The sequence below is a fragment of the Mesorhizobium sp. KR9-304 genome (assembly GCF_040049215.1).
Classification (GTDB): Bacteria; Pseudomonadota; Alphaproteobacteria; order Rhizobiales; family Rhizobiaceae; genus Mesorhizobium_K.
Genome location: NZ_JBDZDN010000003.1, coordinates 82,852 through 94,549, shown reverse-complemented (window position 1 = coordinate 94,549; position 11,698 = coordinate 82,852). Strand labels below are relative to the sequence as shown.

Below are 11,698 nucleotides of genomic sequence, written 5' to 3'. Positions count from 1 at the left end.
ACCAGTAATGAGCCGCCTTTCGCACTCCGAAGTCCACATGGTCCACCGCATCGGCTGGCTGCGTGCGGCCGTGCTTGGCGCCAACGACGGCATAGTGTCCACGTCGAGCCTTGTGGTGGGTGTTGCGGCCGCCGGATCTGGCTCGACCGAAATCCTCATCGCGGGCCTTGCGGGCCTTGTGGCTGGCGCGATGTCCATGGCGGCGGGCGAGTATGTCTCGGTGAGTTCGCAGACGGACGCAGAGAACGCCGATCTGACCCGGGAGCGGCGGGAACTTGCCGAGAAACCGGAGGCGGAGCTGGAAGAACTGACGCGAATCTATGTCGACCGCGGCCTCGACAGAGATCTGGCCGCGCGGGTCGCGGTCCAATTGACCAACCGGGATGCGTTGCGGGCGCACGCCCGCGAGGAGCTGGGCATCTCCGAGACGGTCGCCGCCCGTCCGGTGCAGGCAGCGGTCGTGTCGGCCCTGACCTTCGCAGCGGGCGCGGTCATTCCGGTTCTGGTCGCGCTTGCATCCCCTGTTGAGAGAACGAGCGTTCTCGTAGCCGGGTCCACCCTCGTTGCGCTCGCCATCCTCGGAGGCCTCGGCGCGACGGCCGGAGGCGCGGGCGTGATGCGCGGGGCGGCCCGCGTCACCTTCTGGGGCGCGCTCGCCATGGGCGTCACCGCCGTGGTCGGCAAGCTCTTCGGAGTGAGTGTCGGCTAGACTAGGACCAGCCGCTGCGGCAGCCGATTGCGCCAGTGTTGCGGTGGATGCCGCGAAAGCCGCAGTCGATCCAATGCAGACCCTCAGCTTGCTGGGCTGGCTTCGTCATGGACGACCGACGTTTGCGCAAATATTCGGCTCCGGATATCGTCGAGCACAAGTCTACCGCGCTTCCGAACTTGATAAGGATCAAAGTCACGGGAGCAGTCAATCGGTAGGTCTTCTCCCATCTCGGCGGAAACCGGAGTCGGCATGCAAGTCCGCGAGCGAGAGGCGACGAATTCAGCGACACGACTTCCGGCTCCTGTGTTCGTGGCCAGGGGACTGACCAAGGTCTATGGGTCAGGCGATTCGCAGGTCGTGGCGCTGAAGGATGTCGATCTCGACGTCCGCCAAGGCGAATTCATCGTTCTTCTGGGGCCTTCCGGTTCGGGCAAATCGACCTTGCTCAATATTCTCGGCGGGCTGGACGCTCCAACGTCTGGGACGGCGACCTGGCGAGACCACGAACTGACCGGCGCCAACGACGAGGAACTCACCACCTACAGGCGCGAGCATGTCGGGTTCGTGTTTCAATTCTACAATCTGATACCGAGCCTCACTGTCGAAGAGAACGTGCGGCTCGTCGCTCAAATTGCCAGCGATCCGATGAAGCCGGCCGAGGCGCTTGAACTCGTCGGGCTGACCCATCGCGCGGGTCACTTTCCTTCGCAGTTGTCAGGCGGCGAGCAGCAGCGTGTTGCGGTGGCGCGCGCAATCGTGAAACGGCCGGACATCCTGCTTTGTGATGAGCCGACCGGGGCGCTCGACGTGGACACCGGCCGACTGGTTCTCGCGGCAATCGCGAAGGTCAACGCGGAACTGAGAACGACGACCGTGGTGATCACCCACAACTCCGCAATCGCGGGGATGGCCGATCGCGTGTTGCGGCTAAGTGGTGGGCGCATCGTCAAGGAGGAACCAAATCCGAAGCGAATTCGGGCCGAGGACGTCACGTGGTGAACGTGCTCGATATCAAGGTCCTGCGCGATCTTTGGTCGATGCGGCTTCAGGTCCTCAGCATCGCGCTGCTCGTAGCCGCCGGTGTCGCCGTCTTTGTGATGTCGCTGTCGAACTACCTGGCGCTGGTAGGCGCCATGGAGGCGCATTACCGTAACGAACGTTTCGCCGAGGTTTTTGCGGGTATGACGCGAGCGCCGCTCGCTGTCGTCGACCGGATTCGCGAAATCGACGGCGTCGGCGTTGCAGAACCGCGCGTTGCAGAGGCGGTGCGCATAATCCGCGAGGACACAAACCTCCCGATTTCGGGGCGCATCATCTCGCTCCCGGCCTCGGGCCAGCCGTTGCTCAATCGCCTCCACCTGGTGCAGGGACGTTGGCCCGATCCGCTGCGCCCGGAGGAGGTTGTCGTCAACGCCGCTTACGCCGAAGCACGCGCCGTGCGGACAGGTGACACCATCGATGTGGTTCTGAACGGGAGATTGCAGGACTTCCGCGTGGTCGGCTCCGCCCTGTCGCCCGAGTACGTTTTTGCGACGCGCGCGGCGGTGCCCCTGCCGGACGATCGGAACTTTGTCGTGCTGTGGGCCGGCGAGGATGCAGTAGCCAGCGCATTCGACATGGAAGGCGCGTTCAATGACGTGTCGATGACGCTGGCGCCCAACGCAAGCATGCCGCACGTCTTGGAAGAGGTCGACATTCTGCTTGCGCCATACGGCGGAACGGGAGCCTACGATCGGAGTGATCAGCCCTCGCACCGCTTTCTCGAAGACGAGCTGGCGGAACAGGAAACCTTGAGCATCGTCATGCCGTCGATATTTTTCGGCATCGCGGCGTTCTTGCTAAATGTGGTCATCGGCAGGATGGTCGAGGCGCAGCGGGGACAGATCGCTTCGCTAAAGGCGCTCGGGTTCAGGAACCGCACCATTGCGCTCCACTACTTCAAACTGGTTTCCGCCATTGCATTGCTGGGATCGGCGATAGGTCTGGCCCTTGGGCGCTGGTTTGCCGTTGGAGTCGTCGGAGCTTATCGCGCTTTCTTCCGTTTTCCGTCTCTGGAAGCGCAGCTCGAGCCGTGGCTCCTCGTTGTTGCGACGCTTGTCAGCGTCGCCGCGGCTAATCTCGCGGCGGCCTCGGCGGTATATCGGATGGCTATGCTTGCTCCCGCCGAAGCCATGCGGCCCGGAACGCCGCCCGCGCTACGCACATTTGGCTGGCTGCAGACTGTAGGAAGCACGCGAATTCCGCTCCAATACGTCATGGCGGCGCGCGCCATCCTCGGACGGCCGATGAGAACGCTGTTGACGACCGTCGGCATTGCTCTGGCGATTCCGCTTGTTCTGTTCGGGCTCTTTTGGTTCGATGCAATCGACTACATGATCGATGTGAGCTTCGAGCGCATCGAGCGTGGCGATGCGTTCATCACCTTCACGGAACCTGTCTCGGCGGATGCGCTCTACGAACTGCAGGCGATACCCGGCGTGCTGAAAGCCGAGCTCCAGCGAGTCGTGCCGATCAGATTGCGGGCGGGCCACCGGACCTATCGCACATCGGCTACGGGTCTGGAATTCGGCTCTGAGCTCAAGGTTCCGAGAGACCGCGCGCTGCAGCCAATTGCCGTTCCATCCGATGGCATCATGCTCAGCCGGACGATTGCGCGGCAGCTCGATCTCGACCTGGATGACAATGTCACGATCGAAGCGCTCGAAGGAAACCGGACCGTGAGGGACGTCGCCGTCCGCAAGATTTCGGACGACATCCTTGGGGCATCGGTGACGATGGAGCGCACGGCACTCAATCGCTTGATGCGCGAGAGCAACATTGCCAATGTCGCGACCCTCAGGATCGATCCGCGTCAATCAGAGCTGCTCTGGTCCAGGATAAAACTGATGCCGAAGGTCGAGGGAAGCTCCGTCAAGGCTTTGTGGTTTGCGTTGTTCAACGAGACGATCGGCGGAATGGTGCTCATCGGCGCACTCATTCTCGCGGGATTTGGAATGCTGATCGCTATAGGGGTCATCTACAACAGCGCCCGAATCGCCCTGCAGGAGCGCGCCTGGGAGCTGGCTAGCCTCCGCATAGTGGGGCTGACACGGCGCGAGGTATCCGCTGTCATTTTCAGCGAGCTTGCCGTGGAACTCGTTGTCGCTGTTCCTGCCGGACTCTTGATCGGATGGTACCTGATCGAGTTGATCGCATCCGCCCGTGCAAGCGAATCGTTCCAGATTCCCGCTGTGATCGATCCGAGCAGCTACGCCATCGCGTCGATTCTGGTTGTCGGCGCGGCTGTCGCCAGTTTCATCATGGTTCGCCGCAGGATCGACACGCTCGATCTGGTGGCTGTCCTTAAGACACGGGACTGAGCATGAAGCTGAGAACAACATCGATCGTCGGCGCGGTGATATTGGCGCTTGCAGCGCTCGGCCTCTACTGGCTGCTGATGCCGCAGCCGATCCTTGTCGAAACCGCCGAGGTGGTGATCTCACACTTCCAGGACACGATCGAAGAGGACGGCCGCACGCGCGTGCGGGATCGTTATCTGGTGTCGGCGCCTCTTTCCGGGCGAGTCCAAAGACTGGCGCTCAAGGCCGGCGATACCGTGCAGACGGGACAGAAGCTGGCGACCATTACACCGCCCGTTTCGCCGCTGCTCGATCCGCGCGTGCGGCTGGAACTCGAGGCGCAGGTTGGCGCAGCCGAGGCCTCTGTCGAGGAGGCGGAATCGCTTTACGAGCAGGCCAAGGTTCTACAGGCCCAGGCCCGGGCCGACCTTGAACGTACCGAGAAGCTCGCGAAACAAAACATCACAGCCGCCGCGCAATTGCAGCGGGAGGAATATCTGGTGCTGGCGGCGGAACGGCAAGTCATTGCCTCGGAACGCCGCTGGCACGCCGCGACGCATGTTCTCGATCAGGCTCGCGCTGCCTTGAAGTCCGCAGACAATTCCGAGTCTGGGGAGAGTTACCCTGTGCTGTCACCCATAGATGGTCGCGTTCTCAGGGTCGTCCAGGAAAGCGAAAGCGTTGTTTCGCAAGCATCCCCGTTGGTCGAGTTGGGTGATCCGGGCGATCTCGAAATCGCAGTCGACGTTTTGACGACCGACGCCGCCCGCATAAAGGATGGTGACAAGGTGGTCATCGAGCGCTGGGGCGGCCCCACGGATCTGCAAGGGACCATGCGACGCGTCGAGCCTTCCGGATTTACCAAAGTCTCCGCGCTCGGAGTTGAAGAACAGCGCGTATGGGCCATTGTCGACATAACTTCGCCGCGCGAGACCTGGACCGGCTTGGGAGACGGGTACCGGGTAGAGGTCAAGATCGTCGTTGACGAAATGGACCAAGCGATCGTCGTGCCGACCGGGGCACTGTTCCGCCGGGGCGATGCGTGGAGCGTCTTTGTTGTAGAGGAAGGCCGCGCGCACCTCCGAGAGATACAGGTTGCGCGCCTCTCGGCGCGCGTTGCCGCGATAGCCCAGGGCGTGCGTCCTGGCGAAATCGTCGTCGTCTACCCGCCCGCTGCCCTTGCCGATGGGAGCAAGGTCAGGCTCCAATAACAGCGGTCAGCCGGGCGCGCCTCGGTTAACCCGCCGCGTCACGATGCAAGTCAGCCACGAAGCGACCTTGCCAGCAGCGGCGCAAGTCGCACCACATCCTATCGCTCAAAGCACTGCAGCCCGGTCGAACGCGGCACTCAGTTCTCAGTCAGGGTGGCGGCCCGCAACTGCCTGACAAGTTCCGCAATCTGGGGATCATTCGGCTGCACTCGGGCCAGAGTCTCCGCGTGCCTGAGCGTTTCCCGGAAACGCCGAAGTTTGAGCCCGAACTGGATAGCGGTGCCGAGCATATTGGCATCGACTGCGCCACCTTTGATGGCCTGATCCAGCATCCCGAAGGCATCCTCCGTGCGACCGACCGAGTCGAGCGCGATGGCAAGCGTGGTCCTGTATTGCGCGTTGGTCGGAGCGAGCCGCACGGACGTCTCCAATTCATCGATCGCACCTGCCATGTCTTTCGCGCGGACCAGCGAGAGCGCGTGACCGTACCGGAGGAGCGGGTCTTCCGGCGAAATCTTGATGGCATCCGCGTAGGTACTCTGCGATTTCTCGTTCTGGCCGGTGGCCCGATAAAGCTCGGCCAGATTGGAGTGCGCTCCCGCGAGGCTGCGGTCGAGCGATATGGCGCGACGAAGCGCAGCCTCCGCCTCGTCCGTTTGACGCTGACCCATCAGGAAGAGGCCGAAGGTATTCTGGGCCTCGGCCATATCCGCATTGGCCTGCACAAAGGCGCGCAGGTCGTCCAGCGCAGCGTCGAAACTGCGGCGTTCATCGCCCAGCAGATCGGCCGTCGGCGCGCCGCCGAGAGCCGTAACGGCAGCTACGCGGACGGCGCGGGTCTCATCGGCAAGCAGCTTGCCGACGGTCCCTATCCGCAAGGCGGGTGGAAGATTGCCGGCCGCCTGCGCTGCGCCAAGCCGGACGAGCGGGTCGGGATTCTCGGCAGCAGCCCTTACATCGTCCACGACTGCCTCGCCGCCGAGGCGGCCCATCTCGGCGACGGCGCTGCCTTTGACGATCGCCGCTTGGTCCCGGTCCGCGACGAGGACACGCAACGCCCCGATCGCCGCCGGATCGTCCTGGGCGGCAGCCGCGAAGGCGTGCGCTATGGTCGGACGCTCGCGCCATCCGGCACCGTACCATTTGTCCATCGTTTCGACGGCCCAGTCGTTCGTCGTATTTTCATGGCAACTCGTGCAGGCGTTTGGCGTGCCATAGGCGATTGAAAGGTCCGGGCGCGGAATGACGAACGAATGGTCGCGCCGCGGGTCAACCTTCATATAGGTTCGCTCGGGCATGTGGCAGTTGGCGCAAAGGGCGCCATCCGAGCCCGCCGGGTGATGCGTGTGCGCGGGCGTATCGAAACTGCCGCTCGGATCGAAGTCCGTAAATCGTTCCGGCCTGCTCTCGGTGTGACACTGGGTGCAGACGGCGTTGCCATCGGCCTTGAGCGTCGCCTCGTGTTGCCTGTGGCAGTCCAGGCACACGACGCCGGCTCTCGCCATTTTGCTCTGCTGGAACGAGCCGTATTCGAACACCTCGTCGAGGATCTGCCCGTCGGAAAAATAGAGGTCGGGGCGCAACAGGTCCGGCGAGAAATGGTCGAGAAAAACCTTGCCCGGTCCATAGCCGCCGAGAAGTTTCGTGCGTCGCGTGTGGCAGCCCAGACAGACATTCTGTTCGGCCGGAGGCAAACCGAAATTGACGATCGACTGAGAACCGCCCGCCTCGGCCCATTGCACATGTTTCGCGCCGCCGCCGTGGCATGACTGGCAGCCGATGCTGGTCGCGACATAGGTCGATTTGTATTCGCCCGTCTCCGGCTGAAAATTTGCCTGCGGATCGGTGGAGTGGCAGTCAATGCAGGTCCGGTTCCAGCGATAGAAAGGCCCGGTCCAATGGTAGGTCGAGCCGGGTTTCGCCGGCTGGTCCACGCCAAGCCAGAACCATTCCTGCTTGTTGGTGTCCCAGGCGACATCGAGCGCTTGCAGCCTGCCGCCGCCGATATCGACGAGATATTGCTGCAGCGGTTCGTAGGCGAAAGTGTATTTGACTTGGAACTCGCCTTCCTTGCCGTCTGGCCCCTCGGTCCGGACGAAGAACTGGCCGCCGCGCTTGGAAAACCTTGTCAGGATGCCGTCGTGTTCGAAGCTGGCATCGCCGAAATTCGCGCGCACCGTGCTGTCGTCCGCGGTGGCCATTGCCTTGGCGTGGTGTGATTTGGCGAAGGCAGCCGCCTGATCCGCGTGGCAGGAGGCGCATTTCTTCTCGTCGACGAACCCATCATGAACGGCGATTTGCGGGTCGGCGACGGGCGTCGAGGCGCCCTCGGCAGCGGCCACCTGTCCGACCTGTATGAGCAGCAAGAACAGGATGGCTGTGCGAAGCAAAGGCGCGAAGCGAAGATGCATGTCGACCTAAGCTCCATCTGTGTGGCCGACCCCGCCGACCACACAGACATCATAGGCTCGTATCACGAACTATTGGCAACCATCCGAGCGCTTAGTAGCACGGGGGGTAAGGATAGTAGCCGCAGTAGGGCGGATATGCATATGGGGCCGCAGCGGCGGCGCCGACGGCAGCGCCAACCGCAGCCCCTGCAACAGCGGCCCCCGCGACAGCGCCCGCACCATACCAAGCTCCATGATAGACCGGGGCGTGCCAGTACGCGCCGCCGTGGTAACCGTATCCGCCACCATGCCAAACCGCGCCGCCGTAGCCGCCTACATGGGCGAAACCGCCGCCGCCCGGTCCGCGAAACGCGAAGGCGTCAATGAAAAGAGCCGCCGGGCCGCTCGCGTTGTTCAAGCTGCCTTCCAGGACGGCAACGTCGAACGTGAGCGTGTTTCCCTCGAGCTTCGGGGACTTAAGCGTAACCACGGCATCGTTCACATCCGAGCCGCCACCGCCAAGAATTGAAACGGTCGCGTTCGGCGGATCGATGGCGAAGTTATCCTTGCCCTCATCCCATTGCATAATGAACTGCTCTGTCGTGACATGACCCGCAGCCCGTACCGGGCGGTCCGCAAAGACAATCGAATTTGCCGACACGCCCGTAAGGACAAGCTTGCCGTCTTCGAGCGTGGCGCCGTCCGAGTTGATGACTGCGAGCGAAGGCACCGGTCCTGTCGCCTTGACTTGGCCGATGGTCTTTTCCAGCGGCACGTGAGGCTTCTTGGCCGAATCCTGAGCCATCGCTCCGGCGGTTGCCAATGCAAGGCTGCCCGCGAAGGCGATCATGCTGGTGATGCGATTGATGTCCATATTGAAATGCTCCTTGGAAAGGGGTGCTGCTCGACTGCAGGGCACCGTCAGTTTGCTACGCCTAAATTGATGAGCTGGACGCGCCTGTTGGCGGCGGCCTTCGGATTGGTGGCGTCGAGGGGCATCTCTTGCCCAACTCCGATCGCGATGAGGTGGCTCGCCGGCACCGAGAAAGTGGTCGTGAGGGCAGCCATGATTGCGTTCGCCCGCTTCATGCTGAGCTCCAAATTGTGCTCGGCTTTGCCGGTGGCGTTGGTGTGCCCGACGACAAGGAACTTGTAGTGGCGCAGCCGGGGGTCGTGCAGCGCATCCGCGATAAGTCCGATTGTCCGGTAGGACGCCGGCTCGATCGCAATGGAGTCGTTCTCGAAATCGATCTCGACAGCCAGTTGGGCAAGACTGGCGAGCTGGCTCCAGTTCGGCAGGTTGGCAACGCCCTGACCAACATTGGCATTCACCTCCTGGATGAGCAGACCGACGTCAACGACCGGCGCGACCTGCGTGACCTGGCCGAGGCTGGCGATGAGCTGCTTGTCGCTGAGCTGCTGTGCCCCGGCAGCGCCCGCGGCAAGCATAAAGGCGAGCGTCAAACCATAGCGAAATCCACGAACGAACATTCTTGCTTCTCCTGAATTCGTCATATGCTCAACGCCATCCCGCGTCTGTTATCGCCTGATTGCACTTCTCGCCGTCGATGCGCTCCGTCTTTACGAGGCACTGGAGGATATGAACCTCGCCGACAACGCCCTTGCACAACTGCTTTGCGCGTCCGGCGCACACCTTGAAAACACTGGCCTGAGCCTCAAGGCGCCGCTGGATCGAGACAACAACGCTGGCAAGCGTCGAAGTGCAGGTCGGCGAAACCTTCGCCTGGTTCTGCTCAAGGCAGTTGCGGATCTCGTTGTTGCCGAGGTTGAGGCCCCTGCAATACTTCTTGATGTCCGCGCCGCAATCGTCGGCAAGCACGGTGACGGCATCGGCATAACTGATCGTTTGCGCCAAGCCGGGGCCGGTCAGCGCAAGGAACATCACAACGACGGCCCCGCCAAAAACACTAAGTCTATTCGCCATGTATAACCCTCATTCCTTGAGTGCAGTCGAAACCGTCGATTTGAATCAGAACCGAAAGCTGGCGCCGATAATGGGTCCGTGCATTGCCACGTCGAAGACAAATCCGTCGTTGTCGTAATCGACGTCCAGGTAGCGATAGCCGGCTTCAAGCGTAACCGAGTCGTTGTAACGGTACTGAAGCGTGCCCAGCGCCTGCCAATCCAGATCGGCGCCAACGCCAAAACCGCCTATGTCGGCCTCGGCATGAAGTCCGAATCCGTTGCCGAGGGCAACAGTGCCGGCCATACCAACAATGGGATCGACCCAGGTCTTGCTGCCGCTGTCCTGACGCACGATAGCAGGGCCGGTAAGGGTCACATCCATGTCCACGTACCAGAGCCGTCCGCCGGCCAGCAAATCCAAGGTCGTGGAATCATTTTCGACGACCCGATAGGAGGCGCCGAAGGTCCACACCACCGTGTTCATTTCAACATCGGCCGACAGAGGAACCACGCCTGACGACGACCCATCGGCTTCTAGCCCCAGATAGATGAAGTCGGTGAAAAGCGCGAAGCGCCCATTGCGCGCCTCGCCGACAATCATGATCGGAGGGGGAAACCAATCGATGGCATCGAAGATCTGGCTGAAATCGACATCAACATCGGTCGGCGGCTGCCCCCGGACGCCGACTTGGCCGTTGAGACCCGCCAGCCAGAGATAGGGCGTTGCCGAGAATGTCCAGTCATTTTCGGCCGTCGTCTCCACGGGCGGCGGCTGCGCAATGTCGGCCGCCAGCACTTGCCCCGGAAGAAAGGGCCCAATCGCTGCGAGCAGACCAAATGTATACCTTCGCAACCAAACCATCGTGTCCCTCTTACCCGACGCCTCAAACCCTGAATGTCGATTGGTCCTAGTCCGCTGACACGGTAGTTATTTCTTCGGGAAGAGCAGCGTGATTGTCGTTCGAATACCCCATTCCGGTCCGCCATCGGGGGCTTCGGCATAGTATTTTCCCCCGACTTGAAAACTGATCGGCTGCTCGCCGAGCTTCAGCACCTGCGAGAAGCCGAGATTGATCGGAACCGTCCATTCCTCATTCACCCAGTCATAGGTCGTCTCGGTGTTCAACGACACCGATCGCCCATGACCAAGAGCGTAGGAAAGAAACGGCTGTATGTAAGTCGAATTCACCTTGGTTCGGTCGCTTTCGCCGGCGAAGGACCAGATGTGATTTGCCAGCGCTCCGACGGTCCATTCGCCTTTTTGAACGAGTGCGACGCCGGTCGGGCCCGCCCCCCATTTGCCGGTACCAAGAAAATCGTCTGTAGCGGTGGGCAGCAGAAACGCCGGGCCAACGCCCCAGATCAACCCCCCGGCAGTAGGTGTCTTGGGCGAGAAGAAAAGGCTCTGGGTTATATCTCCCAGCCCGAAAACATCGCCCTCTGGTGTGTAGTCCTTGTAACTAACCGGGAGGATGGTTCTCGAAATCATGTTCCATTCATCGTTCAACGAAATCGGAATCACCGGCTGTATGTTTAACGTGTAGGCAAAGCCGTCATCATCCGGTCCCGCGCCCACATCGAAATTGTTCTGGAACGGCACGCTGATCAGGCTAGCGATCGGATTGGCTAGCTGCTTGGACAATTCGTCCGCATCCTGCGCGGATGCGATGGAGGTTAACAAAGCCCACATCGACACAAGGACAAGGCGCAAGATCGACATGATTTGTCTCCGAGAGTGTCGAATGTCGAGAGGGCTGCCTAGGATTAGCGATTGGCCCGCGCCCAAGCAAGTCCAAGAAGAACCGACAGTATCGCATGGAGCACGACTGCCGGCCACAAAAGAACACCGTCTGAACGACCCGCGATGCCGAGGTAGGCGAGAAAAACGGTCACGGCCACGCTATAGGTCAACATGCCAGCCAGCGGCAGGCCGGGCCAACAGGCGATCCCCAGGGCCACGAGTGCGATGCCTGCGACCCGCGCCACCGGCAAGGCCGCGCCGGCAAGCTCCTCGCCAAGCAATAGCTGCCCGACCAGTGACGGGACGATGAGCAAAGCCAGGCCCGTTGCGGCTTCGGCCAAGGCGGCGAACGTCAACGCGTACTTCATGATCTCCACCGA

General features: G+C 61.7%; 11 protein-coding genes. 4 read left to right on the top strand and 7 right to left on the bottom strand.

From position 1 onward, the window contains the following. The first annotated feature begins 7 nt into the window (after positions 1-7). From ABLE71_RS16635 to ABLE71_RS16620, 4 genes are all read left to right on the top strand, one after another. On the top strand, positions 8-709 hold the full coding sequence (locus ABLE71_RS16635) for a VIT family protein (protein ID WP_348784591.1): 702 nt from the start codon (positions 8-10) through the stop codon (positions 707-709). Between the two features lie 252 nt (positions 710-961). After that, positions 962-1,711 carry an ABC transporter ATP-binding protein gene (locus ABLE71_RS16630; protein WP_348784590.1) on the top strand — a complete coding sequence of 250 codons (750 nt, stop codon included), beginning with the start codon at positions 962-964 and terminating at the stop codon, positions 1,709-1,711. Then, the gene (locus ABLE71_RS16625) at positions 1,708-4,071 is read left to right on the top strand and encodes an ABC transporter permease (protein ID WP_348784589.1); all 2,364 of its coding nucleotides are present in this window, start codon (positions 1,708-1,710) and stop codon (positions 4,069-4,071) included. The genes ABLE71_RS16630 and ABLE71_RS16625 overlap by 4 nt, the downstream gene beginning before the upstream one ends. Positions 4,072-4,106: 35 nt before the next feature. Beyond that, positions 4,107-5,261 (top strand): efflux RND transporter periplasmic adaptor subunit, encoded by a 1,155-nt coding sequence (locus ABLE71_RS16620; protein WP_348784588.1) that lies wholly within the window; start codon positions 4,107-4,109, stop codon positions 5,259-5,261. 137 nt (positions 5,262-5,398) lie between these two features. Here ABLE71_RS16620 and ABLE71_RS16615 read toward each other — a convergent pair whose 3' ends face one another. The 7 genes from ABLE71_RS16615 to ABLE71_RS16585 form a co-directional block, all read right to left on the bottom strand. Beyond that, positions 5,399-7,672: a tetratricopeptide repeat protein gene (locus ABLE71_RS16615; protein ID WP_348784587.1), complete on the bottom strand. Its 2,274-nt coding sequence runs from the start codon at positions 7,670-7,672 to the stop codon at positions 5,399-5,401. Positions 7,673-7,763: 91 nt separating this feature from the next. Further along, a complete protein-coding gene (locus ABLE71_RS16610) occupies positions 7,764-8,525 on the bottom strand; it encodes a hypothetical protein (protein WP_348784586.1) in 762 nt (253 codons plus the stop codon). Between the two features lie 47 nt (positions 8,526-8,572). After that, a complete protein-coding gene (locus tag ABLE71_RS16605; protein WP_348784585.1) occupies positions 8,573-9,142 on the bottom strand; it encodes an OmpA family protein in 570 nt (189 codons plus the stop codon). 28 nt (positions 9,143-9,170) lie between these two features. Then, complete coding sequence (locus ABLE71_RS16600; RefSeq protein ID WP_348784584.1) at positions 9,171-9,596, bottom strand: hypothetical protein; 426 nt, start codon at positions 9,594-9,596, stop codon at positions 9,171-9,173. Between the two features lie 45 nt (positions 9,597-9,641). Then, positions 9,642-10,439: a hypothetical protein gene (locus ABLE71_RS16595; RefSeq protein ID WP_348784583.1), complete on the bottom strand. Its 798-nt coding sequence runs from the start codon at positions 10,437-10,439 to the stop codon at positions 9,642-9,644. 66 nt (positions 10,440-10,505) lie between these two features. Beyond that, entirely contained in the window at positions 10,506-11,297 is a 792-nt protein-coding gene (locus ABLE71_RS16590; protein WP_348784582.1) for a transporter, read from the bottom strand. Between the two features lie 44 nt (positions 11,298-11,341). After that, the gene (locus tag ABLE71_RS16585) at positions 11,342-11,686 is read right to left on the bottom strand and encodes a hypothetical protein (protein ID WP_348785135.1); all 345 of its coding nucleotides are present in this window, start codon (positions 11,684-11,686) and stop codon (positions 11,342-11,344) included. Positions 11,687-11,698 lie beyond the last annotated feature (12 nt).

What these genes read in the sequence shown, in the direction of transcription:
- ABLE71_RS16635 (WP_348784591.1), top strand. Translation starts at nt 8, where the DNA reads ATGAGCCGCCTTTCGCACTCCGAAGTCCACATGGTCCACCGCATCGGC.
- ABLE71_RS16630 (WP_348784590.1), top strand. Translation starts at nt 962, where the DNA reads ATGCAAGTCCGCGAGCGAGAGGCGACGAATTCAGCGACACGACTTCCG.
- ABLE71_RS16615 (WP_348784587.1), bottom strand. Translation starts at nt 7,672, where the DNA reads ATGCATCTTCGCTTCGCGCCTTTGCTTCGCACAGCCATCCTGTTCTTG.
- ABLE71_RS16610 (WP_348784586.1), bottom strand. Translation starts at nt 8,525, where the DNA reads ATGGACATCAATCGCATCACCAGCATGATCGCCTTCGCGGGCAGCCTT.
- ABLE71_RS16605 (WP_348784585.1), bottom strand. Translation starts at nt 9,142, where the DNA reads ATGTTCGTTCGTGGATTTCGCTATGGTTTGACGCTCGCCTTTATGCTT.
- ABLE71_RS16600 (WP_348784584.1), bottom strand. Translation starts at nt 9,596, where the DNA reads ATGGCGAATAGACTTAGTGTTTTTGGCGGGGCCGTCGTTGTGATGTTC.
- ABLE71_RS16595 (WP_348784583.1), bottom strand. Translation starts at nt 10,439, where the DNA reads ATGGTTTGGTTGCGAAGGTATACATTTGGTCTGCTCGCAGCGATTGGG.
- ABLE71_RS16590 (WP_348784582.1), bottom strand. Translation starts at nt 11,297, where the DNA reads ATGTCGATCTTGCGCCTTGTCCTTGTGTCGATGTGGGCTTTGTTAACC.
- ABLE71_RS16585 (WP_348785135.1), bottom strand. Translation starts at nt 11,686, where the DNA reads ATGAAGTACGCGTTGACGTTCGCCGCCTTGGCCGAAGCCGCAACGGGC.